Below are 23875 nucleotides of genomic sequence, written 5' to 3'. Positions count from 1 at the left end.
ATGCAATTCATTGTCATTTGATACGAACTCTCTTCATGTCTGCCGACGCCCTGGTGCTACACAGTCTCTACAGCGAACACCACGCCTGGCTGCAAGGCTGGCTGCGGCGCCGCTTGGGTAATCGCTGCGATGCCGCTGACCTGGCGCAGGACACCTTCGTGCGTCTGCTGCGTGCCGGTAATGCCGCGAGCATCCGTGAGCCGCGTGATTACCTGGCCACCGTGGCGCGCGGGTTGATGGTCGACTTTTTGCGCCGCCGCTCGCTGGAGCAGGCCTATCTCGATGCGCTGGCCAATCAGCCGCAGGCCGATCAGCCCAGTGCCGAGCAGCAAGCCTTGCTGCTGGAAGCATTGATGGAGGTCGACCGCATGCTCAGCGGCCTTGGTCACACGGTGCGCGAGGTGTTCATCCTGTCCCAGCTCGACGGCCTGACATACGCGCAGATCGCCGCCCGCCTGGGTATATCTCTGCGTAGCGTGAACACATACATGGCTCGCGCCGTGGAGCATTGCTGCCTGCTGCAGGCGGGCTGGCAGTCGTGACCGAGGCCCAGCGCGCCGCACTCAAGGCGGCCAGTGGTTGGTACGCGCGGCTGTGCTCCGGGCATAGCGACGCCAGTGAACAGCAGGCCTGGCAGCGTTGGTACGACGCCGAGCAAACGCATCGCCAGGCCTGGCAGCAGATTGAGGCATTACGCAGCCAACTGGGCTTGCTGCCCGGTCCTATCGCCTCGTCGACGCTGCGTGGTGTCGATCATGGGCGGCGGCGTCTGCTCGGCAGCCTGGCATTGATCGGCGCTGCATTGCCGCTGGGCTGGTTCGCCTGGCAAAGCGACACCCGCCGCTACTGGCTGGCCGACTTGCGCAGTGGTGTGGGCGAGCGCCGCCACTGGCAATTGAGCGATGGCAGCCGGTTGCTGCTCGGCACGGCCAGCGCTGCGCAGTGGCACACCGATGGGCAGCGTCGCCTGCTGCGCCTGATCAGTGGCGAGGCGATGATCGACAGCGTCGACGAGGCCCGCCCGCTGCTGGTGGAAACCCGTCACGGGGTGGTGCGTTGCCAGGGGGCGCGCTTTTGCGTGCGCAGCGATGAACGCGATAGTCGTTTGGCCGTGCTGGAGCAGCGCGTGGACGTCGCACCGTTGCATCACCTGCAGGACATGCGCGCGCTGGTTGCCGGGCAGCAGTTGCGCTTCGATGCCGAACAACTCGGGCCGCCACGCGCCAACGATGCCGCCACGACAGCCTGGACGCAGGGCAGCCTGCTCGCGCTCGATCAGCCGTTGGGCGAGGTGATCGCCGAGCTGGCGCGTTACCGCCACGGTGTGCTGCGCCTCGACCCTGCTCTGGCGGGGCTGAAAGTGTCCGGCAGCTTCCCTCTGGGCGATACCGACCGCGCCCTGGCGGCATTGGAAAACAGTTTCCCTGTGCACGTGGTGCGACGTAGCGATTATTGGGTGACGTTGGTGCCCAAGGCATAGCCGGAAAAAATCGAGCGAGCTTTGCACTTTTTGCCCGGCTGCTTCGGCCCTCCTGAAAACTGCCTACAGGCCTTAATCTTCAGGGGACATTCATGCGTCAACCTCGCAGCCAACTGCATTCGCTGAGCGCCGCCATTCAAGCTGCGCTGCTCTGTTCTGTCCTGGCGCTGGCTGTGCCGACGGCCAGTGCCGCGCCAGCCGAATCTGCCGTTCAGGCGTTCGATATTCCAGCGGGCCCCTTGGCCGAGGCGCTCAACCGTTATGCCAGCGCTGCCGGGGTGGCCCTGTCGTTCGACGCGGCGCTGTTGCAGGGGCTGCGCAGCCAGGGCTTGCAGGGCACATACGCTGTGGAGGCCGGTTTCGCGCGGTTGCTGCAGGACAGCGGCTTGCGCGCGGTACGCCAGGGTGACGGTGTGTATGGCCTGCAAGCCCTGCCGCAGCAACGCCCGGTGCGCGGCGATGCGCTGGAGCTCAATCCAACCGAAATCACCGTCAGCACCCTGCGTGGCGACACCGCTGTCGGCCAGACCAGCCAGCGCGTGACGGTGATCGACCGGCAGCAGATCGAGCAGCAACTGGCGCTGAGCAGCGATCCGGGGCAGGTGCTGAGCAACCTGATTCCGTCTTACTCGCCGAGCCGGCAGAAGATGTCCAACGCCGGTGAAACACTGCGTGGCCGCACCCCGCAATTTCTCGTCGACGGCGTGCCGCAGGCCAGCTCGATTCGTAACGACGGGCGCAGCAGCTATACCATCGATCTGGCGCAGATCGAGCGTATCGAGGTCATCCATGGCGCCTCAGCCGAACATGGCGGCGGCGCCACCGGCGGCATCGTCAACTTCATCAGCCGTCGGCCCGACAGCGATGGTGTCAGCCAGCATGCCGCCGTCAGCCTGGAGAGCGATGATCGCTTCAGCAAGGACGGCCTGGGCTACAAGACGAACTACCGCATCAGTGCCCAGCAGGGCGACTGGGAAACCCTGTTCGGCGCCACCTGGCAGTCGCGCGGCGCCTTCTACGATGCCAACGACGAGATGATTGGTGTCGCCTATCCAGGTGAGATTCAGGACACCCGCGACCACGACCTGATGTTCAAGCTCGGCTATTGGCTCGACGAGGTGCAGCACCTGCAGTTCAGTGCCAACCATTACGAGCTCAAAGGCAACAACGACTACGTGCCGGTGCTTGGCGATCGTGCTGCAGGCATCCCCACCACCGCACGCAAGGGCGAGCCCGAGGGCGATCCGGCGTTCAACGAGAATCGTCAGTACACCTTCAGCTACAGCAATCAGGATCTGTACGGCAATGTGCTCGATATGCAGCTCTACCACCAGCGCTATCGCGGCCAGTTCGGTGCGCTGCTCTCGGCGACCTTCCAGGATCCGAGCATCGCGCCGGTCGGCACGTTGTGGGAGCAAAGCCGCAGCGAATCGGAGAAGTGGGGCGGCAAGCTGACCTTGCGCCGCAGTGGCCTGTTCGACGGTCTGCTCGACCTTGCCGGTGGCATCGACCTGATGCGTGACAAGGGCGAGCAAGTGCTGGTGCAGACTCACCGCAGTTACGTGCCGCCGTCCACTTACGACAATCAGGCTGGTTTCCTCCAGGGTGACCTGCATCTGACCGACAAGCTGACGCTGATGGCCGGTGTGCGCCGCGAGCACGCCGAGTTGGACGTGGACGACTTTCGCACCCTGTGGGGCACCAATAACGCCGGCGGCGTGGATGTCGGCGGCGGCACGGTGTCGTTCGGCAAGACCCTGAGCAACTACGGTTTCACCTACCAGGCCACTGATTGGGCGCAGCTCTACGGCGGTTATTCCGAGGGCTTCGGCATGCCTGATATCGGTCGCGTGCTGCGTGGCCTCGATGAGCCCGGTCAGGATGTGGAAAGCTTGCTGGAGCTGGAACCGATCATCACCCGCTCGCGTGAGCTGGGCCTGCGCCTGAACTTCGAGCGGGTGGACATGGAACTGAGCTATTACGAGTCCTTCTCCAACCTCGGTGAGCGCCTGTCGGTGAACAGTGGCGGCAATTACATTGCCAACCGCGAACGGGTCGAGATCCAGGGCTACGAGCTGACTGGCAACTGGCACCTCGATGACCGCCATAGCCTGCGCGGCAGCTACGCCCATAGCCAGGGCAAGTCCGACACCGATGGTGACGGTAAGGTGGACACGCGCCTGACCGGCCTGAACATCTCACCAGATCAGTACAGCCTGGGCTGGCAGGCCAACTGGAGTGACGATTGGTCGAGCCACGTGCAATACAACTACTACGTCAGCCGCAATTTCGACGATCCGCGCCTGGATTTCGATGGCTACGCCCTGCTCTCGGCCAGCGTCAGCCGCCGTTTACCGGTGGGCAGCCTATCGTTGGGCATCGACAACCTGCTCGACGAGGACTACTTCACTTACTACTCGCAGTCGGGGCGTATCGCCGATGACTACAACTTCAAGGGGCGTGGGCGCACCTTTACCCTGGGCTATCAGGTGGATTTCTGAGTTTGTCGCGCCTCAGCCGATGTCGGCTGAGGCGCCCAGTGCTGCAGCTCAGCCGAAGAACCAGTAGGTCACCGAGATCGCCGCGATCACCCCAGCCAGTTCGGCCAGCAGCGCGCAACCCACGGCATGCCGAGCTCGCTGGATGCCCACTGCACCGAAGTACACGGCCAGCACGTAGAAGGTGGTTTCGGTGCTGCCCTGGATGGTTGCGGCGGCCAGCGCGGCGAAGCTGTCCACGCCTTGCGCCTGCATGGTTTCGATCAGCATGGCGCGTGCCGCGCTGCCGGAGAACGGCTTGACCAGTGCGGTGGGCAGGGCATCGACGAAGCGCGTATCCCAGCCAAGCATTTCGACCAGCCAGCGGATGCCGTCAAGGCCGAACTCCAGCGCGCCGGACGCACGCAGCACGCCGATGGCGCAGAGCATCGCCACCAGATACGGCAGCAGGCTCTTGGCGATGTCGAACCCTTCACGTGCGCCTTCGATGAATTGCTCGTAGACCGCCACGCGGCGCAACGCGCCGACCAGCACGAAGGCGAGGATCACGCAGAACAGCGTCAGGTTGCCCAGCAGTGACGACAGCGCCGCCAGCGCCGTAGCGCTAAGCCCGGCGAGTAGCGCCATGAAGCCGCCTAGCAGCAGTGCGCCTGGCACCAGGTAGGCGAGCACCACCGGGTCCCATAGGCGCAGGCGCTGCATAAACGCCACCGACAGCAGGCCGACCAGGCTGGACGCGCTGGTGGCCAGCAGGATCGGCAGGAACACCAGGGTCGGGTCCTGCGCACCCTGCTGTACGCGATACATGAAGATCGACACCGGCAGCAGGGTCAGCGACGAGGCATTGAGCACCAGAAAGAGAATCTGCGCGTTGCTCGCCACCAGCTTGTTCGGATTTAGCTCCTGCAGGCTGCGCATGGCCTTGAGGCCAATGGGCGTGGCAGCGTTGTCCAGGCCCAGGCCGTTAGCGGCGAAGTTCATGGTGATCAGCCCCAGCGCCGGATGGCCGCGCGGCACCTCCGGCATCAGGCGGGCGAACAGCGGGCCGAGCAGGCGTGCCAGTATGTCGACCAACCCGGCCTGTTCAGCGATGCGCAGCAGGCCGAGCCACAGCGTCATGGTGCCGAACAACAGCACCATGACCTCGACCGACAGCTTGGCCATGGCGAACAGGGCTTCGATCATGGCGGCGAACGCGCTCGGATCGTCGCCAATCAGCCAGCGGGAAAAGCCCGCCACCGCTGCTATCAGGAAAAAGCTCAGCCACAGGCCGTTGAGCATGCCTCACCCCCTCGTTGCACTGGCCGGGGATGATAGCGCGATGGGCGGGGCGTTGGCGCCTGGCGCGACTAGCCTTGTGTGGCAAGCGCCAGGTCGTGCACTTGCGGGAGTCAGAACCAGTTTGGATCGCTGCGTAGCTGCTCTTTCAGCAGTGCACGCATGCCTTCGTCGGGCTCGCCCAACCAGCGCAGGCTGGCGTGCTCGCTGGGGGCGCGATCTTCTGGCAGGCCATCGGGTATCTGCACGTAGAGTGCATAGGCTTCGTCCTTGTCCCAGTTGAAAGCCACGTAGAGGCGTTGGTTGAAGCAGTTTTGCGCTTCGCACACCTGGCCGACGAGGAAGCTTCCGTCCTTGCCTTCGACTGCCTGCAAGGGTGTTGACGGACCGCTGAGGTTGATCAGCCAGTCCGGCAGGCGTTTTTCGTCTTCGATCATGTCCTGCCAGGCTTCGCGATATTCGCTGTTGCTGCTGAGCAGTTCACCGGGCTGGAACATGGCGTCACGGTCGGCGGCTTGAGCCGCCAGGCTACCGCCCAGAAGCAGGGCGGCAGCGATGGCGTGAAGTGTCTGCATCCGTACCTCCTTACACCCGTGGGCGACGGCCCACGAAGAACGAGATAACGAACAGCACCAGAAAGACCACGAACAAGATCTTGGCGATACCCGCCGCAGTGCCTGCGATTCCACCGAAGCCCAGAACGGCGGCGACAATGGCGATGATCAGAAAGGTGAGTGCCCAGCTCAACATGGCATTTCTCCTTAAACTCTTATGGTTTGAGACGACCTTGGCAGTCGTCGAATGGGTGTACTGCTTCGCGTGCCGGTGTCCAATCGGTCGCTTGCAAGGGATATTGCACTGCTCGTGCCAGACCTCTTGTTTACATGAAAATCTTTTGTAATCAGATAGATACAGATATTTCTCAGGGGGTGTGGTAGGGCATCCTGCCCGATTGGGGTGGTGGCAGTCGTGCGTTTTGCCTGAACGCCGCGTAGGCTGTGGGGCGCGTCACTCCAGAGTGGTCGCCCACCGACTGCTCAGTCGGTATACTCGCCAGGCCTTTGCCCGTCAGGGTTCGCGCCCAGAACAACAACCGCGCCGTGAGTTTCGAGCCATGAATGACTACGAACAGGAAGACCCGATCCCACAGGGCGACCTGGCCCTGCAGATCACCGCGTTGCCGCGCGAAACCAATGGTTTTGGCGACATCTACGGTGGCTGGCTGGTATCGCAGATGGATCTCGCCGGCACGGCCATGGCCAGCAAGGTCGCCGGTGGCCGTGTAGCGACTGTGGCCATCGACCGCATGGCCTTTCTGGTACCGGTGGCGGTTGGCGCACAGCTATCGTTCTATACCCAGGCACTGGAAGTGGGGCGCAGCTCGATTCAGATGATGGTGGAAGTGTGGAGCGATGACCCGCTTTCCAACGAGTGGCGCAAGGTTACCGAGGCGGTATTCGTCTTCGTCGCCATCGACGGCAGTGGTCGTACCCGGCCTGTACCGCCACGCCGTGGCTGATCTTGATGCCTATAAAAACGCCGGCTGAGTCGCCGGCGTTTTGCTATGCACGAGTGAGGCTTAGCCGCGGATGTTATAGATGTCCTTGTCGGCCACTTCCGCGTAGTCGTACAGGCGCTTGAGGTAGGCCTTCTGGTGTTCCCAGACCTTGGTGGCGGCCGGGTCGGCTGCGGCGCTGGCCTCGACCACTTCACCCGCCACTTCCTTCAAGCGGGCCAGAACGGCGTCCGGCAGGCGGCGAACTTCCACGCCGTCGGCCTTGAGCTGTTCCAGTGCTTCCATGTTCTTGGCGTTGTAGTCGTCGAGCATGTCGCCGTTGACGTCGCGCGCGGCGGCGCGAACGATGGCTTTGAGGTCTGCCGGCAAGGTTTCCCAGGCCTTGATATTGATGTCCAGCTCGAACAGTACGCTCGGCTCCTGCCAGCCAGGGGTGTAGTAGTACTTGGCGGCTTTGTGCAGGCCCAGGGCCAGGTCGTTGTACGGGCCGATCCACTCAGTGGCGTCGATGGCGCCAGTTTGCATGGCGGTGAAAATTTCACCGGCCGGCATGTTGACCACGGTGCCGCCCATTTTGGTCAGCACTTCGCCGCCCAAGCCAGGGGTACGCATCTTCAGGCCCTTGAAGTCATCGACCGAGTTCATTTCCTTGTTGAACCAGCCTGCGGTCTGCACGCCGGTGTTGCCGCAGGCCATCGGCAGTACGCCAAATGGCTTGTAGACCTCTTCCCAGAGGGCTTGACCGCCACCGTAGCTCAGCCAGGCGTTCATTTCCTGGGCGTTCGGGCCGAACGGCAGGGCGCAGAAGAACTGTGCCGCCGGTACCTTGCCTTTCCAGTAGTAAGGGGCGCCATGGCCCATTTCGGCGGTGCCGCGCGAGACTGCGTCGAACACTTCCAGTGCCGGCACCAGTTCGCCTGCGGCGTAGACCTTGACCTTCAGGCGGCCGTTGCTCATCTCGTCGACCAGCTTGGCGAAGCGCTCAGCTCCTACGCCGACGCCGGGGAAGTTCTTCGGCCAGGAGGTGACCATTTTCCAGGTGAAAGTCTGGGCACTCGAACCCTCTTGGGGCGCTGCGGCGCTCTTCGCTTCTTCTTTGCAGCCTGCCAGGGCGGTTGCTGCTAGGCCTACGCCTGCTGCGGCGAGTATGTCGCGACGTTTCATGCAATGCTCCTTGTTGTTGTATTGGTCTGACCACGGGATCGCCGAAGGTAGACCGGGCTTGAGTAACATAGGGCGAAGTGACTCACAAGCCTAGTCGCTACGACTAAAGTTGCATGGGCATTGCTGCATGGCCTGTAGCCTGCCTAGAATCGCCGGCCCGCGTCCCACAAGCTCGCCGGTGGCGTGGTCGCCAGCCAATCGGGCTGGTCCGGTCTCCTCCTCATAACGATAAAGGACTCACTATGTCCGACAAGCCATCACTTCCCCTCGCGCTTGCGTCCCTGATCGACAGTCTCAACGCCAATTTCGGCAAGGCCTGCGCCTGGCTGACCCTGTTTCTGGTGGTCGGCACTGCCATCGTCGTAGTGCTGCGCTACGGCTTCGGTATCGGTGCCACGGCTCTGCAGGAGTCTGTGCTGTACGCTCACGCATTGGTGTTCATGGGCGCTGCCTCTTGGGTTTTGCAGCGTAACGGCCACGTGCGTGTGGATATCTTCTATCAGAAATTCAGCGCACGCCTGCAGGCACTGGTCGATCTGTTCGGCACGTTGCTGTTTTTGTTACCGGTCAGCCTGTTCCTCGGCTGGGCCAGTTGGGACTATGTGAGCAACTCCTGGGCAACCCTTGAGGCCTCCAGCGAGTCGGGCGGTCTGCACTTCGTCTATCTGCAGAAGAGCATCATCCTGGTGCTGGTGGTCAGCCTGGTGCTGCAGGGCCTGTCCAACGTCATCAAGGCGCTCTACGTCGTCAGCGGTCGCCTGCCGGCCCCGGAGGTGAAACATGGCTGAGTTGATGGCGATTCTGCTGTTTATCAGCATCTGTGCGGCTTTGATGGCTGGTTTCCCAGTGGCTTTTACCTTGGCCGGTGTTTCTCTGCTGTTCGCCGGTATCGGCGCGCTCACTGGCAGCTTCGATGCCGGTTACCTGAGCGCCCTGCCCAACCGCCTGTTCGGCATCATGAACAACCAGACCATGCTGGCCGTGCCGCTGTTCGTGTTCATGGGCGTGATGCTGGAGCGCTCGCGGGTGGCCGAGGATTTGCTCGAGTCCATGTCGCGCCTGTTCGGCACCCTGCGTGGTGGTCTGGCGATTTCCGTGTGCGTGGTGGGCGCCCTGCTCGCCGCCAGCACCGGCATCGTCGGTGCCACCGTGGTGACCATGGGTCTGCTGGCTCTGCCAACCATGCTGCGCCGTGGCTATGACCCAGCGATTGCCACCGGCACCCTGGCGGCTACTGGCACTCTTGGGCAGATCATTCCGCCGTCGATCGTGCTGGTGCTGCTCGGTGATGTGATGTCCAGCGCCTATCAACAGGCGCAGTTGAAAATGGGCATCTTCTCGCCGAAGACCGTTTCGGTCGGCGACCTGTTCGTGGGTGCGCTGCTGCCGGGCCTATTGCTGGTTAGCCTGTACATCGCCTACATCATCTTCGTGGCGATCTTTCAGCCGAAGAAGCTGCCGGCGCTGCCGCAGGAAGAGCTCGGCCCGATCGAATGGGGCAAGCTGGCCAAGGCACTGATTCCGCCGCTGATCCTGATTGGCGCGGTGCTCGGTTCGATCCTCGCCGGTTATGCCACGCCGACCGAAGCCGCGGCTTTGGGCGCTGTCGGCGCCATGTTGCTGGCGCTGAGCAAGAACAAGCTGAATTTCAGCCAGCTCAAGGAAGTGGCCTACGGCACCACTGAAATCAGCGCCATGGTCTTCATGATCCTGATTGGCGCCTCGCTGTTCTCCCTGGTGTTCCGTGGTTTCGGTGGTGAAGTGCTGATCGAGGACGTGTTCGCCCAGTTGCCTGGCGGCGTGCTCGGTGCGTTCTTCGTGGTGATGCTGGTGATCTTCCTGCTCGGCTTCATCCTCGACTTCATCGAAATCACCTTCGTGGTGGTACCAATTGTCGGGCCGGTGTTACTGGCCATGGGCCTGGATCCGATCTGGCTCGGGGTGATGATCGCCCTTAACCTGCAGACCTCGTTCCTCACGCCGCCGTTCGGTTTCGCGCTGTTCTACCTGCGCGGCGTGACACCGGCCAGTGTGGCCACCAGCACTATCTATAAAGGTGTGGTGCCGTTCATCCTGATCCAGCTATTGCTGCTGGTGATCGCCTACGTCTTTCCTGGGCTTATTACTTGGCTGCCGGAACTGGTGTACGGCAAGTAGGTCTAAACACCCGCAAGTCACGCAAACGCCCGTCCTTGTGACGGGCGTTTTGTTTTGCGGCGGCATTGCACTTCACAAAGTGAGAGCTTTCATGAGCAGCACCCAAGTTGAACGCATGGAACTGGATCAACTGACCTGCTGGCGTATTCGTGTCGCCGGCAGCGAATTGCTGCTTGCGCAGCAAGGCGCACAGATCCTCAGCTATCGCCAGGAGGGGCAGCAGCCGCTGATCTGGCTCAGTCCTGAGGCGGCCTACCGCAGTGGGCAGAGTGTGCGCGGTGGTGTGCCGATCTGCTGGCCCTGGTTCGGCGACCTGCGCCGCAATCCCGATTCCGTTCAAGCCCACTATCAGCAGGCAGACGCCCCCGCGCATGGCTTGGTGCGCGCTGAGGATTGGCAACTGCAGGGCATCGACGAAGAGGATGGCGAGGTGACGCTGCACCTAGCCTACGACACGCGTAATTCGCCTCTACCGGGCTGGCAGCAGGATGCACGCCTGACCTTCTCGGTATGTGTGGCGCAGGATCTGTCGATGCGTCTGGAAACCCTCAATCGTGACCGTGCGCCTTTGGCCATCAGCCAGGCCCTGCACAGTTACTTCGCCGTCAGCGATGTACGCCAGGTGAGCGTCGAGGGCATGCATGGCTGCCGTTATCTGGACACCCTGCAGGATTGGCGTGAGCTGAACCAGGAAGGCGAGCCGACCTTCACGGCCGAGACGGATCGAATTTACCTCGATACACCAGCGCGTCTGAGCATCGTCGACCCTGGCTGGGGGCGACGCATTCATCTGGATGCGCGAGGCTCGCGTTCAGCGGTGCTATGGAATCCCTGGATAGAAAAGGCCAAGCGCTTGTCACAGTTTCCAGATGATGCCTGGCAAAACATGCTGTGCATCGAAACCGCCAACCTGCTTGAGGATATCGTTCAGTTGAAAGCCGACGAACGGCACCTGCTTGAGCTGCGCATTTCCAGCGTACCGATTGTCTGAGGAGATCTGGGGCGTTGCCGTGGCTGTTGGCATAAATCAACCAATCAAACCGCGTTAGGCATCGCAGAAAATACTATCAGCGCGCCATCAAATGTGACGCGCCACTACTTTGCCAGTAAGTTATCTCTTACAACTAAGAAATAATTTGTCTGATAGCAAAAGCGTTTATGGCAACTTGCTCGTTAAGTGTGGCAAGTCATCTTTACGGAGGTTTCGTAATAATTTGAAAGATGTGTGTGGATGTTATGCATTTCACACTTTGAGAGGTTGAACCACTCTGTACATGGGTCTAGGATGCCCGACCTATAAGGATCTTGCGCAAGTTGTTGCACAAACGGCTGCGCAAAAAGTTGCGCAAACGGCGTTTTTGCCATCATTTTGATGGCACTTTGTAGTTCCGTAGAAATTGCCCACTTTTTATAGTCGAGTCATGGAATGACATACTCCAGCAAACTGACAGCGCATTATCTAAATCTGGCCAAGACCCCTATTATCGAGGGTAACTTTGCTGGCGAAGATGTTCGTTATTCCAGTGAATACGAAATGCTGGAAACTGAGCTGGGCAAGGCCGCTTCCCTGCATGAAACCGGCGGTATCGACTGGCAGAAAGTGCGCGAGGGCAGCGAGAACCTGCTCACCACCCAATCCAAGGATCTACGTGCTGCCACCTGGTTGACCTGGGGGCTGTTTCAGCGTGAGTCCTTCGCCGGCCTGCAGGCTGGCCTCAACCTGCTGCATTACCTCTGCGAAAATCACTGGCACGAACTGCATCCGCGCAAGGCGCGTACCCGTGCGGCTGCCATTAATTGGTTGCTGCCGCGCCTGGAGCAGGCATTGGCCGAGCATGTACCGATCAGCGAGCAACTGCCGTTGTTCCGCCGACTGGCCGAACATCTGCATGGCCTCGAAGCCAGTTTGTCGAGCCACCTTGGCGAGGAATCGCCACTGCTACTGCCGCTGTGCCGTCGCCTCGATGAGCAGATCAAACGTGCCAGTCAGGGCCAGGCCGAGCCGGGTGCTGTGGGCGCCGCCATCGCCCAGGTCAAGCAGGTTGCCACCCAAATCATCACCGGCACCGGCCCCATCGAAAACGAGAAGGACGCGCACAAGGCCCTGCGTACCCAGCAGGATGCCGCCCGCCCGCTGTGCGCCTGGTGGCTGAAGAACAAGACCACCGACCTCAAACCGCTGCGCCTGTCGCGCACTCTGCTCTGGCTGCCCATCGAGTCGCTGCCCGAGCGCAACGCCGAACACATCACAGCCCTGCGCGGCCTGCCGGCCGACAAGCTGGCCTCTTATAAAGAGCGTTTTGCTCAGGCTGCCTACGCCGACCTGCTCGCCGACCTCGAAGCCAGCATCGCCCGCGCGCCCTTTTGGCTCGACGGCCAGCGCCTGGTCTGGGAATGCCTGCAGGAACTCAAGGCCGACCAGGCCATGCGTGAAGTGGAGATCCAGCTCGCCCTGTTCCTGCAACGTGTTCCCGGTCTCGACGAGCTGCGCTTTCACGACGGCGTGCCCTTCGCCGACGCCGAAACCCGTGCCTGGATCGGTGCCCACGTGCTGCCGCACTTGCAGGCGCCGGAAATCGAGAAGAAGCCCGCCGCCAGCGAGATGGGCGCCACGCCGCCCTGGGAAGAAGCCTTGCAGAAGGTGCTGCCCGGCCTGCGCAAGGACGGCCTGAAAGCCGCCGTGCAGCAGCTCAAGCAAGGCATGTCGCGTGCCCGTGGTGGCCGCGAACGCTTCTTCTGGCAACTGACTCTGGCCCGTCTGTGCTTCGCCGCGAAGAAGTACGACCTGGCCAAGACCCAACTCGAATCGCTCGACCAGACGCTGCAGGCCTCCGGCCTCGGCGAGTGGGAACCCGATCTCGCCCTGGATGTGCTGCGTCTGCTGCACAACTGCTGCGAACTGCTGCCGCAGAACCACGCGGTACGTGACAGCAAGGACGAGATCTATCGCAGGTTGTGCCACCTCGACCTCGAGGTGGTGCTGGAGTAAAGCGGCAATACGCCCAATCAAAGGCCTCCGGGCCATCAACGCAAAGGAGAACACCCATGGCCAAAGAAGGTTCGGTAGCCCCCAAGGAACGCATCAACGTCACTTTCAAGCCCGCCACCGGCGGTGCCCAGGAAGAAATCGAACTGCCCTTGAAGCTCATGGTGCTTGGTGATTTCACTCAGCGTGCCGACGATCGCAAGATCGAAGACCGCAAGCCCATCAGCATCGACAAGAACAGCTTCGATGAAGTGCTGGCCAAGCAAGAGCTGAACCTGACCTTCGCTGTGCCGAATCGTCTGCAGGACGAAGAGACCGACGACGAGCTGGCCGTGCAACTGAAGATCAACTCCATGAAGGACTTCAACCCCGCCAACCTGGTCGAGCAGGTGCCGGAGCTGAAGAAACTGATGGAACTGCGCGACGCCCTGGTCGCCCTGAAAGGCCCGCTGGGCAACGCTCCGGCTTTCCGCAAGGCCATCGAGAGCGTGCTCTCCGACGACGACTCGCGTGACCGCGTGCTCGGCGAACTGGGCCTGGCCGCCCAAGACAAGCTCGATTCCTGATACTCAACTGACAAGGACGCAACCTCATGAGCACGACTAGCGCAGCCGTAGAAAGCAGCCACAGCGCCGCTGATCTCGGCATCCTCGATCGCATCATCGCGGAAACCAAGCTGACTCCGGACGACGAAGCCTACGACATCGCCAAACGTGGCGTGTCGGCCTTCATCGAAGAGCTGCTCAAGCCGCAGAACGAAAACGAGCCGGTGAAAAAGGCCATGGTCGACCGCATGATCGCGGAGATCGACGCCAAACTCAGCCGGCAGATGGACGAAATCCTCCACCACCAGCAGTTCCAGGCTCTGGAATCCTCCTGGCGCGGCCTCAAGCTGCTGGTGGATCGCACCAACTTCCGCGAGAACATCAAGCTGGAGATCCTCAACGCCTCCAAGCAGGATCTGCTCGATGACTTCGAAGACAGCCCGGAAATCGTTCAGTCCGGCCTGTACAAGCACATCTACACCGCCGAGTACGGCCAGTTCGGTGGCCAGCCGGTCGGCGCCCTGATCGCCAACTACTTCTTCGACCCGAGCGCCCCGGACGTCAAGACCCTGCAGTACGTCGCCTCGGTGGCCTGCATGTCCCACGCGCCGTTTATCGCTGCCGCCGGCCCGAAATTCTTCGGCCTGGAGACCTTCACCGGCCTGCCGGATCTGAAGGATCTGAAAGACCACTTCGAAGGCCCGCAATTCACCAAGTGGCAGAGCTTCCGCGAGCAGGAAGATGCCCGCTACGTCGGCCTGACCGTACCGCGCTTCCTGCTGCGCAACCCGTACGACCCGGAAGACAACCCGGTTAAAACCTTCGTCTACAAGGAAAACGTGGCCAACAGCCACGAGCACTACCTGTGGGGCAACACCGCCTACGCCTTCGCCAGCCGTCTGACCGACAGCTTCGCCAAGTTCCGCTGGTGCCCGAACATCATCGGCCCGCAGAGCGGTGGCGCGGTGGAAGATCTGCCGTTGCACCACTTCGAGAGCATGGGCGAGATCGAGACCAAGATCCCGACCGAAGTGCTGGTCTCCGACCGCCGCGAGTACGAGCTGGCCGAAGAAGGCTTCATCGCCCTGACCATGCGCAAGGGCAGCGACAACGCTGCGTTCTTCTCCGCCAACTCCGCGCAGAAGCCGAAATTCTTCGGCATCAGTGAAGAAGGCAAGACCGCTGAACTGAACTACAAGCTGGGCACCCAGCTGCCGTACATGTTCATCATCAACCGCCTGGCTCACTACCTGAAAGTGCTGCAGCGCGAGCAGATCGGCGCCTGGAAAGAGCGTACCGACCTGGAGCTGGAACTCAACAAGTGGATCCGCCAGTACGTCGCTGACCAAGAGAACCCGAGCTCCGAAGTGCGTAGCCGTCGTCCGCTGCGCGCCGCCCAGGTCATCGTTAGCGATGTTGAAGGCGAGCCGGGCTGGTACCGCGTCAGCTTGAACGTGCGCCCGCACTTCAAGTACATGGGTGCCGACTTCACCCTGTCGCTGGTCGGCAAGCTGGACAAGGAGTAAGCAGCCATGGCCTACGGCAGCCTGTTCGAGCGCCTCGGTGGTGAGGCTGGCCAACGTGCCGGCTGGAGCCGCGAGGTCGCCGCCATGGCCTCGGTGGCTGCCCATCTGGCCAAGATGCTCAGCACCCGTGCGGGCAGCGTGCAAACGCTGCCCGACTACGGGTTGCCCGATTTGAACGATATGCGCCTGTCGCTGCATGACTCGCTGCAGCAGGCGCGTATCGCCATCGAACGCTTTATCGAAGCGTACGAACCACGACTGACCCAGGTGCGGGTGATTTCCCTACCGCGTACCCATGACCCATTGCGTCAGGCCTTCGCCATCGACGCCATGCTGGAAATGGACGGCATCAAGCGCCAGGTCAGTTTCTCCGCGAGCCTGGATGGCAGCGGTCAGGTCAACGTCAACCCAGGAGCCTCACATGTCCGGTAAACCCGCCGCCCGCCTGAGCGATCCCACCGCCTGCCCGATTCCCGGCCACGGCACCAACCCGATCGCCGCCGGCTCGCCCGACGTGCTGTTCGACAGCCTGCCGGCCGCCCGCCAAGGCGACCCTTCCGCCTGCGGCGGCGCAATGGCCGGCGCGGTGATTCCTACCGTACTGATCAACGGCAAGCCGGCGGCGGTGGTGGGGAGTGTGGGGAGCCATGGGAATGTGGTGGTGAGTGGGTCTGGCACCGTGTTGATTGGCGGTTGAGTCGCTCGTGATGAATCGCCACCTGCGCTATCCGACTCGATGGAGCTGTCTGCTCGCTGTACTTGCGTTGCAGGGTTGCGTGTTGGCCCCGCATGCGACGCCGATCAACCCGGCTATCGGTGGGCGTCTGGTGTCTGCAGAGAGCGGCCAGCCCGTGCAAGGTGCGGCGCTCGTTCTTGAGGTCGCCAGCGACCGCTCGCACAGCTATGAGCTGCGCAGCGACAGTCAGGGGCGATTCGCCTTTGCGGCCCGTGACGACTGGCGACTCTTTACGGTGCTCGCCGATGCGCCGATGTGCATCGTTGCCTTGACGGTTGAGGCGCAGGGTTATCAGCCGCGGCACTGCGTCTGGATGTCCCGCAATGGTTGCCCGACTCAGACTCCACCGATAGGTGATCTGAAACTGATTCCCGCGCAATGGAATGATCACCGCGCTGACGCCTTGCTAGCCAATGCCAGCGACTGTGTCGACCCAGCCACATGGACGAGCCGCTGAGATGTCTTTCAACTACTACCAAAGCGAACTCATTGCCCTGCGCCAGCCGAGCAAGCGCTTTGCCGAGCGTAGCCCAGTGAATAACTCGGTCTCCCGATTTTTCCAGATATCCATCTGGACACCTGCGGCTCTCTTGTTGTCGCTACCTTTTCTTGAGGTTTGGAGTCGCGGCAAGGGAAGTCTTGAGGACGTGCTCGTGACCTTTGGGCTTTGGTTCGGAGCATTGGCTTATCTGACTTTTGCAGTATGGGCTAGCTGTTATATCAAGAAGAAATCCGAGTCAGCTATTGTTCGGCTTGCTTGGTTTGCGCCTCTTGTATTTATTCCGTTCTATGGGATTCCCTGGGTTGCGTATGGATTGTTTCATGTCGCAATGGGTGATGTATCGGGTTTCGCGATGGCTGTGTTATGGGTTGCTTTCTCGCCTTGCATAGTTATAGCTGGATATGTTTTTGTGGCATTAACCTTGGTGGTTTACGAGGTTTTCCTTAAGTCAGCTAATTCAGGGCGTGAGAGATGAATGTTAAAAGAATCTCTATAGTCCTGCTGTTGCCAGTATCGCTCTTTATCTCCTTGTGGGGAGTGGTTCATGTTGTCACGACTCGGGATGCACAGTACTCGTACACCAGTCCGTCCGGGCGATATGTTATGGAGAATATTCATGTGGGTGGTGTTTTAGTCGCCTTTGAGGATTTGGCTTATTTGCGGGTGATAGATAAAAAATGCCGGGAGTTGTATTTCGCTCGCCGTTGTATTCGCTGCAGTCACTCGATATGCGGTCGCATGAGGACGATATGGTTGTGGGAATTGTTTGGATCGATTTTTTCAAGCATAGCCGAACCTTCAGTATCGGAGCTCCGGAATGGAACGAGCACTGGCTTAATGTTTTTATTAGCAATACGCCGTACGAAGTTATAGAAAATTAGTCTTTTGATTTTGTGTGATCTGTGCAGGGGCTGAGTTGTATGTCAATGCTGATTGGCGTCACTGGAGGTGCACTGCTATTGCTAATGGCGAGCTTGCTGTGCGTGAAGCTTGAGGCTGGTCGTAGCGCCAAGTTGTATGACCGTGTATGGAGTGAGTCTGGAGCCTGTTATATCGATGCATATATTACTAGCTACAAGTCATTAGGCTCTATCGGCAAGACGCTTGCACTGTTTTCCGGTAATGGATTTTATCGTGTGTACAGTAGAGAAGGTCGCGAAATAAGAAGCTCGGAATGGTTACTTTGGCAGCGCGACTACCCAAATATTGAGGGGGCGTTCTGGTCGGAAGGTCATGTTACTTACTCAACGTCCAGCGGTTATGGTGGATGGTCTTTACCAGAGTGTAAATAGGCAAGAACCTATCGGAGGGTCAGTAAAGATGACGTCACCACATAGTATAGCGAGAGATTAGTGAAAATGCCGAGCACAAACATTTCCGGTTATCTAGCCACTGTTGCTGACAGTGATCTGTTTGGGCTATTGGCTATCTACTGTTTCGTGACTGCAGTATTGGGATTCTTCGAAAAAGTACGCAGCACCACGCCATACCGATTCATGGCGTTTATTGGGCTCTTGATCGTTCCGACTCTGCATATTGCAGGCACTTATTTTCTTAACCAGGTACCTGCCTGATGACTATGTCACCTGAATCAAACACGCAGTTGGCGACCTATCCACGCAAGGTCTTCACCGGAGAGCAAGCGTCTGCCGTGCATTACTGTGTTCTGATGATCTCGGCAGGTGAGTTCGCTCTGCTTTGTGCGCTGATTGCAGAACGATTTGGTCAGGCAATCAGTGAGCCAGGGCAGGTTGTTGATGCAGTGAATGGAAGCGGAGAAGCACTGAAGCTTTTTGCTCGTGAAGAGTTCAACGGTTTGCTCATCGAGTTGACCACCAACTCGCAGATCTTTCTTGAACAACTTGATGCGACCTTCAAGGCACCTCCGGCGCCATGGTTTGCCTTTCCCGACATGGCGCCCATCGAAGCGGTCATGAGCAAGCAGGGCAGCCTCGAATACTGGTGGGATTGGATCTGGAATCCCTTTTGGCAGCACGCCTCCGATGAAGTCCGCATGGCCTACCTCAAGCAACACGGGGCCAGCGATGAATGGATCGAGTATTTGGCTGAACCCGCCAATGGCTCTGACTGATCAAGGATAGATAGATGTCTTTCAACCACTACTACCAAAGCGAACTCACTGCCCTGCGCCAACTGGGCAAGCGCTTCGCCGAGCGCAGCCCGGCGCTGGCGCCCTTCCTTGGGCAGGCTGGGCGTGATCCGGATGTCGAGCGTTTGCTCGAAGGCTTTGCCTTCCTGTCCGGGCGCCTGCGGCAGAAGCTCGACGACGAGTTGCCGGAGCTGACCCATTCGCTGATGCACCTGCTGTGGCCGAACTATATGCGCCCGCTGCCGGCCTTCAGCATGCTCCAGTTCGACCCGCTGACCCGCCCTGGCCCGGCGCTGCCGGTCAATCGTGGTACGCCGGTGGAAGCCAAGGCCATCGAAGGCGTCACCTGCCGTTTTCGTACCTGCTTCCCCACCGAGGTGCTGCCGCTGGCATTGAGCGGTCTGGACTACTCGGTCAAGGGCGATGGTGCACTGCTCAGCCTGCGCCTGAGCATGACCGCCGATGGCCATATCGGTGAGATTGGCCTGAGCAAGCTGCGCCTGCACCTGGCCGGTGAGCGCTATATCGGCCAGATGCTCTACCTGGCCCTGCTGCGCAATCTCGGCGGCATCCAACTGGTGCTGCTCGATGCTGCAGGTAAGCCGCTGCAGGATGAACTGCACCAACCGCTTGGTACGCTGCAGCTCAGGCCCGAGCAGGTACAGCCGGTAGGTTTCGCCGAAGACGAGGCGCTGATTCCCTACCCGCTCAACACCTTCCGCGGTTACCGCTACCTGCAGGAGTATTTTTCCTTCCAGGAGAAATTCCTCTTCGTCGATTTGCTGGGGCTGGATGCGGTCAACACCCTGCCCGAGGAGCTGCTCAAGCAGGCGCGCGGCGTCGAGTTGCGCTTCGATATCCACAAGGCGGGCGTGCAGCGTATCCGCCCGACGCTGGAAAACGTGCGCCTGTACTGCACGCCGGTGGTCAACTTGTTTCAGCACGACGCCATCCCGATCCGCCTCGATGGCAAGCAGGATCAGTACCTGCTGCTGCCGGCCGAATTCGATGCGCAGCATTGCGGCGTGTTCTCGGTCGACCGGGTCACCGGCTGGAAACCGGGCGGCATGGGTTATGAAGAGTACGTGCCGTTCGAATCGTTCGAGCACGATCCCAGCTTCGACGTGCCGGTGGCGCGCCCGCACTACAGCGTGCGTCAGCAGCCGTCGATGCTCGGCGACGGCCTGGAAACCTGGCTCAGCTTCGGCCTGCGTAACCTGGAGCAGCACGAGACGCTGTCCATCGAGCTGACCTGCACCAACCAGAATCTGCCGCGCCAGCTCAGCCTGGGCGATATCTGCCTGCCCAGCGAGGACACCCCGGATTTCCTCAGCTTCCGCAACATCAGCGCGGTCACGCCGAGCTACGCGCCGCCGCTGCACCGCGACTTCCTGTGGAAGCTGATTTCCAACATGTCGCTGAACTACCTGTCGCTGGCCAACGTCGAGGCGCTCAAGGTGATCCTCGAAACCTACGACCTGCCGCGCTACTACGACCAGCACGCCGAGCGCGTCAGCAAGCGCTTGCTGAGCGGCTTGAAGAAGATCGGCCATCGCCATGTCGACCGCCTGCACCGTGGCTTGCCCGTGCGTGGTGTACGCACCGAACTGACCATGAACCCCGAAGGTTACCTGGGCGAGGGCGATTTATTCCTCTTCGCTTCGGTACTCAATGAATTTTTCGCCCTCTACGCCAGTCTCAACAGCTACCACGAGCTGCACGTACAGAGCACACAGGGAGAGTTGTACAAATGGACGCCACGCATGGGGCAACAGCCCCTGCTCTGAATCGGCTCAGCCGAGGCATCCGCGAGTACAGCCTATTTCAGGCCGTACAGTTGGTGCTGGAGCGCCTAGGCGCGGCTCATCCGCATCTGGATGAGGAACGCCTCTACGAATACCTGGAGTTTCAGGCCAATCCGAGCCTGGGCTTTCCCGGCAGCGACATCGATCGCATTCAGTTCTTCGAGGAGCACGGCGAGCTACGCGCGCGCATGCGCGTCAATCTGGTCGGCCTGTTCGGCGGTGGCTCGCCGCTGCCTGCTTTCTACAGCGAGCAGGCGCTGGGCGACAGTGAGGACGGCAACCCGACCCGCGATTTCCTCGACCTGTTCAACAACCGCCTGCAGCGCCTGTTGCTGCCGATCTGGAAGAAGTACCGCTACCGCGCGAGCTTCCAGAGCGGAGCAATGGACGCCTTCTCGGCGCATCTGTTCGCTCTGATTGGCCTGGGCAGCGAGCAGATTCGCCAGGCGCAGGAGCTGAACTGGAAGCGCCTGCTGCCCTATCTCGGCCTGCTCAGCCTGCGCGCTCACTCGGCGGCGTTGATCGAGTCGGTGCTGCGTTACTACTTCAAGCATGCCGAACTGTTCATCGAGCAGTGCCTGGAGCGCCAGGTGATCGTGCAGCCGGAGCAGCGCAACCGTCTGGGCCGCGCCAACAGCCTCCTCGGTGAAGACACCGTGCTTGGCGAACGCGTGCGTGACCGTGGCGGCAAATTCCGTATCCATGTGCGTCAGCTTGGCTGGACGCGCTTTCACGAGTTCCTGCCGATTGGCACGGGTTACCAGCCGCTCTGCGCGCTGGTGCGCTTCACCCTGCGCGATCCGCTGGACTACGACATCCGCCTGGAGCTGCGTCAGGACGAAATCCGCGACCTGCGCATCGGCGAAGGCAACCCCTGCCTGTTGGGCTGGACCACCTGGCTTGGGCGTGAAAACGCCGATGGCCTGGTGACGCTCGGCAGCAAGATTCATTAAGGACAGATGAAATGATCAACGTCGACCTGCAACAACTGGTTCAAGCCCTGGACGCCGCGAGCAAGCGCGACCTGGAGATGGCCGCCGAACGCTGCGTGGTGCGTGGCGGTAACAAGATCCTCGTCGAAGACCTGCTGCTGGGCCTGCTGGAGCGCCCGGAAAGCCTGCTGGCGCGTGCCCTGCAGGATGCCGAGATCGATGTCGGCGAACTGGCCCAGGCGCTGCAACCGCGTGGCGAGCATAGCGAGTCGCGCAACCCGGTGTTTTCCGCCGAGCTGGTGCAGTGGCTGCAGGATGCACTGCTGGTGGCCAACCTGGAACTGGGCGCCAGCCAGATCGACCAGGCTGCGCTGATCCTCGCTCTGCTACGCAACCCCATGCGCTATGCCGGCAGCCGTTATCAGGCGCTGCTGGGCAAGCTCAATGCCGAGCGCCTGCGTGACTTCGCCCTCAGTCAGCAGCCGCAGACCGCAGGCGGCAAGCCGGCCGCCGGTGGCGAATCGAACCTGGCGCGTTTCACCCACAACTTCACCCAACAGGCCCGCGACGGCAAGCTCGACCCGGTGCTGTGCCGCGACGGCGCGATCCGCCAGATGGTCGATATCCTCGCCCGCCGCCGCAAGAACAACCCCATCGTGGTCGGCGAGGCCGGTGTCGGTAAGACCGCCATCGTCGAAGGCCTGGCCCTGCGCATCGCCACCGGCGAAGTGCCGCAGGTGCTCAAGGGCGTCGAGCTGCTGTGCCTGGATCTCGGCCTGTTGCAGGCTGGCGCCAGCGTCAAGGGCGAGTTCGAGCGTCGCCTGCAAGGCGTGATCGACGAGGTGAAGGCTTCGCCCAAGCCGATCATCCTGTTCATCGACGAAGCCCACACCCTGATCGGCGCCGGTGGTCAGGCCGGCAGCGGCGACGCCGCCAACCTGCTCAAGCCAGCCCTGGCCCGTGGTGAACTGCGCACCATCGCCGCCACCACCTGGAGCGAATACAAAAAGTACTTCGAGAAAGACCCGGCCCTGGCCCGCCGCTTCCAGCCGGTGCAATTGCACGAGCCCACCGTCGAGGAAGCTGTGACCATCCTCCGTGGCCTGGCGCCGGTGTACGAAAAGAGCCATGGCATCTACCTGCGCGATGACGCGGTGGTCGCCGCCGCCGAACTGTCGGCGCGCTACCTGGCCGGTCGGCAACTGCCGGACAAGGCCGTAGACGTACTCGACACTGCCTGCGCCCGCGTACGCATTAGCCTGGCCGCTGCCCCCGAAGCGCTGGAGCGCCTGCGCGGCGAGATCGCCGAGGGCGAGCGCCAGGGTGAAGCCATGCGCCGCGATCTGGACGCAGGCCTGAATATCGACCACGAAGCCCTGGATACGTTGGAAAGCCGTCTGGTCGCCGCTCGCGCCGAGCTGGAGCAGGTGGAAACCCGCTGGGCCGTACAGCGCGAGCTGGCCGAACGTCTGCTGGAGCAGCGTAAACAATGCGCCGCTGCACGTTTGGGTAACGACGAGGACGCCAGCGACGAACCTCGTCCGAACCTGGAAGAGCTGGAGGCGGAGCTGCGCGACCTGCAGGCCGAACTGGCTGCCGCCCAGGCCAGCGAGCGCCTGGTTAGCTTTGAGGTTTGCCCGCGCCTGGTCGCTGAAGTGATCAGCCACTGGACAGGCGTGCCGCTGAGCCAACTGGCCCGCGAGCACAACACCAAGGTCATCACCTTCGCTAACGACCTGCGCCAGCGCGTGCGTGGTCAGGAGCAAGCGATCCAGGCGCTGGACAAGGCCATGCGTGCCACCGCCGCCGGCCTGAACAAGCCCGACGCACCGGTTGGCGTGTTCCTGCTGGTTGGCCCTAGCGGCGTCGGCAAGACCGAAACCGCCCTGGCCCTGGCCGACCTGCTGTACGGCGGCGAGCGCTTCCTCACCGTAATCAACATGTCCGAGTTCCAGGAGAAGCACACCGTTTCCCGCCTGATCGGCGCACCACCCGGCTATGTTGGCTATGGCGAGGGCGGCATGCTCACCGAAGCGGTGCGGCAGAAGCCCTACTCGGTGATCCTCCTCGACGAAGTGGAGAAGGCCGACCCGGACGTGATGAACGTCTTCTACCAAATCTTCGATAAGGGCGTGGCCAACGACGGCGAAGGGCGCGAGATCAACTTCCGCAACACCCTGATCCTGATGACCAGCAACCTCGCCAGCGAGCGTATCGCCGGCCTCTGTGCCGGTGGCGAGCGCCCGGCCGCCGAGGATCTGGAACTGGCCATCCGCCCGCAACTGTCGCAGCACTTCAAGCCAGCCCTGCTCGGCCGCATGCGCGTGGTGCCTTACTACCCGATGGACGCCGATCTGCTGCGCCAGTTGGTCGGCCTCAAGCTGGCCCGCTTCGGTGAGCGCCTGGCCCGTCGTCAGCTTGCCTTCAGCCACTGCGACGCGCTGGTCGAGCATCTGGCCGAGCGTTGCACCCACGGCGACAGCGGCGCACGTCTGATCGACCACCTGATCGACCAGCATCTGCAGCCGCTGGTGGTTGACCGTCTGCTCGATGCCATGGCCGCTGGCGAAAGTCTGCAGCGTGTACACGCCACGCTCGACGCCGATTCGACCGTGATTTGCGAGTTCGCCTGAGATGTCG

The 23875-nt window shown here is 61.4% G+C and carries 23 protein-coding genes; 19 read left to right on the top strand and 4 right to left on the bottom strand.

Features of this window, described 5'->3' with window-relative positions:
• Positions 1 to 35: 35 nt before the first annotated feature.
• The 3 genes from AERO9A_RS09220 (at position 36) to AERO9A_RS09210 (ending at position 3981) form a co-directional block, all read left to right on the top strand.
• A complete protein-coding gene (locus tag AERO9A_RS09220) occupies positions 36 to 542 on the top strand; it encodes a sigma-70 family RNA polymerase sigma factor (protein WP_159971598.1) in 507 nt (168 codons plus the stop codon).
• A complete protein-coding gene (locus tag AERO9A_RS09215; RefSeq protein ID WP_159971597.1) occupies positions 539 to 1480 on the top strand; it encodes a FecR domain-containing protein in 942 nt (313 codons plus the stop codon). Before AERO9A_RS09220 ends, AERO9A_RS09215 begins: the two co-directional genes overlap by 4 nt.
• Positions 1481 to 1572: 92 nt before the next feature.
• Positions 1573 to 3981, top strand: coding sequence for a TonB-dependent receptor (locus tag AERO9A_RS09210; protein WP_159971596.1), 2409 nt, complete (start codon positions 1573 to 1575; stop codon positions 3979 to 3981).
• Between the two features lie 48 nt (positions 3982 to 4029).
• Here the strand turns inward: AERO9A_RS09210 and AERO9A_RS09205 are convergent, their stop codons facing one another.
• From AERO9A_RS09205 to AERO9A_RS09195, 3 genes are all read right to left on the bottom strand, one after another.
• Positions 4030 to 5259: a nucleoside recognition domain-containing protein gene (locus AERO9A_RS09205; protein ID WP_159971595.1), complete on the bottom strand. Its 1230-nt coding sequence runs from the start codon at positions 5257 to 5259 to the stop codon at positions 4030 to 4032.
• A 110-nt stretch (positions 5260 to 5369) separates the two neighbouring features.
• On the bottom strand, positions 5370 to 5831 hold the full coding sequence (locus AERO9A_RS09200) for an inhibitor of vertebrate lysozyme family protein (RefSeq protein WP_159971594.1): 462 nt from the start codon (positions 5829 to 5831) through the stop codon (positions 5370 to 5372).
• A gap of 10 nt (positions 5832 to 5841) precedes the next feature.
• Complete coding sequence (locus tag AERO9A_RS09195; RefSeq protein WP_159971593.1) at positions 5842 to 6006, bottom strand: DUF1328 domain-containing protein; 165 nt, start codon at positions 6004 to 6006, stop codon at positions 5842 to 5844.
• A 364-nt stretch (positions 6007 to 6370) separates the two neighbouring features.
• On the opposite strand from AERO9A_RS09195, the gene AERO9A_RS09190 reads away from it, so the two are divergent.
• A complete protein-coding gene (locus AERO9A_RS09190; protein ID WP_021442733.1) occupies positions 6371 to 6775 on the top strand; it encodes an acyl-CoA thioesterase in 405 nt (134 codons plus the stop codon).
• Between the two features lie 60 nt (positions 6776 to 6835).
• Here the strand turns inward: AERO9A_RS09190 and AERO9A_RS09185 are convergent, their stop codons facing one another.
• A complete protein-coding gene (locus AERO9A_RS09185) occupies positions 6836 to 7936 on the bottom strand; it encodes a TRAP transporter substrate-binding protein (protein ID WP_159971592.1) in 1101 nt (366 codons plus the stop codon).
• 242 nt (positions 7937 to 8178) lie between these two features.
• On the opposite strand from AERO9A_RS09185, the gene AERO9A_RS09180 reads away from it, so the two are divergent.
• The 15 genes from AERO9A_RS09180 (at position 8179) to tssH (ending at position 23868) form a co-directional block, all read left to right on the top strand.
• On the top strand, positions 8179 to 8724 hold the full coding sequence (locus tag AERO9A_RS09180; RefSeq protein ID WP_159971591.1) for a TRAP transporter small permease subunit: 546 nt from the start codon (positions 8179 to 8181) through the stop codon (positions 8722 to 8724).
• Positions 8717 to 10093 carry a TRAP transporter large permease subunit gene (locus AERO9A_RS09175; protein ID WP_159971590.1) on the top strand — a complete coding sequence of 459 codons (1377 nt, stop codon included), beginning with the start codon at positions 8717 to 8719 and terminating at the stop codon, positions 10091 to 10093. The genes AERO9A_RS09180 and AERO9A_RS09175 overlap by 8 nt, the downstream gene beginning before the upstream one ends.
• A 91-nt stretch (positions 10094 to 10184) precedes the next feature.
• Positions 10185 to 11084: a D-hexose-6-phosphate mutarotase gene (locus tag AERO9A_RS09170; protein ID WP_159971589.1), complete on the top strand. Its 900-nt coding sequence runs from the start codon at positions 10185 to 10187 to the stop codon at positions 11082 to 11084.
• Between the two features lie 435 nt (positions 11085 to 11519).
• A complete protein-coding gene (gene tssA / locus AERO9A_RS09165) occupies positions 11520 to 13082 on the top strand; it encodes a type VI secretion system protein TssA (RefSeq protein WP_159971588.1) in 1563 nt (520 codons plus the stop codon).
• A 56-nt stretch (positions 13083 to 13138) separates the two neighbouring features.
• Positions 13139 to 13645 carry a type VI secretion system contractile sheath small subunit gene (gene tssB, locus AERO9A_RS09160; RefSeq protein WP_159971587.1) on the top strand — a complete coding sequence of 169 codons (507 nt, stop codon included), beginning with the start codon at positions 13139 to 13141 and terminating at the stop codon, positions 13643 to 13645.
• A gap of 26 nt (positions 13646 to 13671) precedes the next feature.
• Complete coding sequence (tssC, locus tag AERO9A_RS09155) at positions 13672 to 15150, top strand: type VI secretion system contractile sheath large subunit (RefSeq protein ID WP_159971586.1); 1479 nt, start codon at positions 13672 to 13674, stop codon at positions 15148 to 15150.
• Positions 15151 to 15156: 6 nt separating this feature from the next.
• Complete coding sequence (gene tssE, locus AERO9A_RS09150; RefSeq protein ID WP_099524980.1) at positions 15157 to 15582, top strand: type VI secretion system baseplate subunit TssE; 426 nt, start codon at positions 15157 to 15159, stop codon at positions 15580 to 15582.
• Positions 15572 to 15847, top strand: coding sequence for a PAAR domain-containing protein (locus AERO9A_RS09145; protein ID WP_159971585.1), 276 nt, complete (start codon positions 15572 to 15574; stop codon positions 15845 to 15847). Before tssE ends, AERO9A_RS09145 begins: the two co-directional genes overlap by 11 nt.
• 10 nt (positions 15848 to 15857) lie before the next feature.
• Positions 15858 to 16343, top strand: a complete 486-nt coding sequence (locus AERO9A_RS09140; protein ID WP_256665887.1) for a carboxypeptidase-like regulatory domain-containing protein — start codon at positions 15858 to 15860, stop codon at positions 16341 to 16343.
• A gap of 1 nt (position 16344) precedes the next feature.
• The gene (locus tag AERO9A_RS09135; RefSeq protein WP_159971584.1) at positions 16345 to 16863 is read left to right on the top strand and encodes a hypothetical protein; all 519 of its coding nucleotides are present in this window, start codon (positions 16345 to 16347) and stop codon (positions 16861 to 16863) included.
• A 445-nt stretch (positions 16864 to 17308) separates the two neighbouring features.
• Positions 17309 to 17680 carry a hypothetical protein gene (locus AERO9A_RS09130; RefSeq protein WP_159971583.1) on the top strand — a complete coding sequence of 124 codons (372 nt, stop codon included), beginning with the start codon at positions 17309 to 17311 and terminating at the stop codon, positions 17678 to 17680.
• A 281-nt stretch (positions 17681 to 17961) separates the two neighbouring features.
• Positions 17962 to 18480 carry a hypothetical protein gene (locus tag AERO9A_RS09125; RefSeq protein ID WP_159971582.1) on the top strand — a complete coding sequence of 173 codons (519 nt, stop codon included), beginning with the start codon at positions 17962 to 17964 and terminating at the stop codon, positions 18478 to 18480.
• Between the two features lie 14 nt (positions 18481 to 18494).
• A complete protein-coding gene (gene tssF, locus AERO9A_RS09120) occupies positions 18495 to 20285 on the top strand; it encodes a type VI secretion system baseplate subunit TssF (protein ID WP_159971581.1) in 1791 nt (596 codons plus the stop codon).
• On the top strand, positions 20249 to 21256 hold the full coding sequence (gene tssG / locus AERO9A_RS09115) for a type VI secretion system baseplate subunit TssG (RefSeq protein WP_159971580.1): 1008 nt from the start codon (positions 20249 to 20251) through the stop codon (positions 21254 to 21256). The genes tssF and tssG overlap by 37 nt, the downstream gene beginning before the upstream one ends.
• An 11-nt stretch (positions 21257 to 21267) precedes the next feature.
• On the top strand, positions 21268 to 23868 hold the full coding sequence (gene tssH, locus AERO9A_RS09110) for a type VI secretion system ATPase TssH (protein WP_159971579.1): 2601 nt from the start codon (positions 21268 to 21270) through the stop codon (positions 23866 to 23868).
• Positions 23869 to 23875 lie beyond the last annotated feature (7 nt).

The organism is Pseudomonas sp. 8Z, from assembly GCF_902506535.1.
Lineage (GTDB): Bacteria > Pseudomonadota > Gammaproteobacteria > Pseudomonadales > Pseudomonadaceae > Aquipseudomonas.
Note: the sequence above shows the minus strand (reverse complement) of the source record. Positions and strands in the feature narration are given on the sequence as shown.

Excerpts from the sequence above, each read along its gene's own strand:
- AERO9A_RS09220 (WP_159971598.1), top strand. The coding sequence starts at position 36 with ATGTCTGCCGACGCCCTGGTGCTACACAGTCTCTACAGCGAACACCAC.
- AERO9A_RS09210 (WP_159971596.1), top strand. The coding sequence starts at position 1,573 with ATGCGTCAACCTCGCAGCCAACTGCATTCGCTGAGCGCCGCCATTCAA.
- AERO9A_RS09205 (WP_159971595.1), bottom strand. The coding sequence starts at position 5,259 with ATGCTCAACGGCCTGTGGCTGAGCTTTTTCCTGATAGCAGCGGTGGCG.
- AERO9A_RS09200 (WP_159971594.1), bottom strand. The coding sequence starts at position 5,831 with ATGCAGACACTTCACGCCATCGCTGCCGCCCTGCTTCTGGGCGGTAGC.
- AERO9A_RS09195 (WP_159971593.1), bottom strand. The coding sequence starts at position 6,006 with ATGTTGAGCTGGGCACTCACCTTTCTGATCATCGCCATTGTCGCCGCC.
- AERO9A_RS09190 (WP_021442733.1), top strand. The coding sequence starts at position 6,371 with ATGAATGACTACGAACAGGAAGACCCGATCCCACAGGGCGACCTGGCC.
- AERO9A_RS09185 (WP_159971592.1), bottom strand. The coding sequence starts at position 7,936 with ATGAAACGTCGCGACATACTCGCCGCAGCAGGCGTAGGCCTAGCAGCA.
- AERO9A_RS09180 (WP_159971591.1), top strand. The coding sequence starts at position 8,179 with ATGTCCGACAAGCCATCACTTCCCCTCGCGCTTGCGTCCCTGATCGAC.
- AERO9A_RS09175 (WP_159971590.1), top strand. The coding sequence starts at position 8,717 with ATGGCTGAGTTGATGGCGATTCTGCTGTTTATCAGCATCTGTGCGGCT.
- AERO9A_RS09170 (WP_159971589.1), top strand. The coding sequence starts at position 10,185 with ATGAGCAGCACCCAAGTTGAACGCATGGAACTGGATCAACTGACCTGC.
- tssA (WP_159971588.1), top strand. The coding sequence starts at position 11,520 with ATGACATACTCCAGCAAACTGACAGCGCATTATCTAAATCTGGCCAAG.
- tssB (WP_159971587.1), top strand. The coding sequence starts at position 13,139 with ATGGCCAAAGAAGGTTCGGTAGCCCCCAAGGAACGCATCAACGTCACT.
- tssC (WP_159971586.1), top strand. The coding sequence starts at position 13,672 with ATGAGCACGACTAGCGCAGCCGTAGAAAGCAGCCACAGCGCCGCTGAT.
- tssE (WP_099524980.1), top strand. The coding sequence starts at position 15,157 with ATGGCCTACGGCAGCCTGTTCGAGCGCCTCGGTGGTGAGGCTGGCCAA.
- AERO9A_RS09145 (WP_159971585.1), top strand. The coding sequence starts at position 15,572 with ATGTCCGGTAAACCCGCCGCCCGCCTGAGCGATCCCACCGCCTGCCCG.
- AERO9A_RS09140 (WP_256665887.1), top strand. The coding sequence starts at position 15,858 with ATGAATCGCCACCTGCGCTATCCGACTCGATGGAGCTGTCTGCTCGCT.
- AERO9A_RS09135 (WP_159971584.1), top strand. The coding sequence starts at position 16,345 with ATGTCTTTCAACTACTACCAAAGCGAACTCATTGCCCTGCGCCAGCCG.
- AERO9A_RS09130 (WP_159971583.1), top strand. The coding sequence starts at position 17,309 with ATGTCAATGCTGATTGGCGTCACTGGAGGTGCACTGCTATTGCTAATG.
- AERO9A_RS09125 (WP_159971582.1), top strand. The coding sequence starts at position 17,962 with ATGACTATGTCACCTGAATCAAACACGCAGTTGGCGACCTATCCACGC.
- tssF (WP_159971581.1), top strand. The coding sequence starts at position 18,495 with ATGTCTTTCAACCACTACTACCAAAGCGAACTCACTGCCCTGCGCCAA.
- tssG (WP_159971580.1), top strand. The coding sequence starts at position 20,249 with ATGGACGCCACGCATGGGGCAACAGCCCCTGCTCTGAATCGGCTCAGC.
- tssH (WP_159971579.1), top strand. The coding sequence starts at position 21,268 with ATGATCAACGTCGACCTGCAACAACTGGTTCAAGCCCTGGACGCCGCG.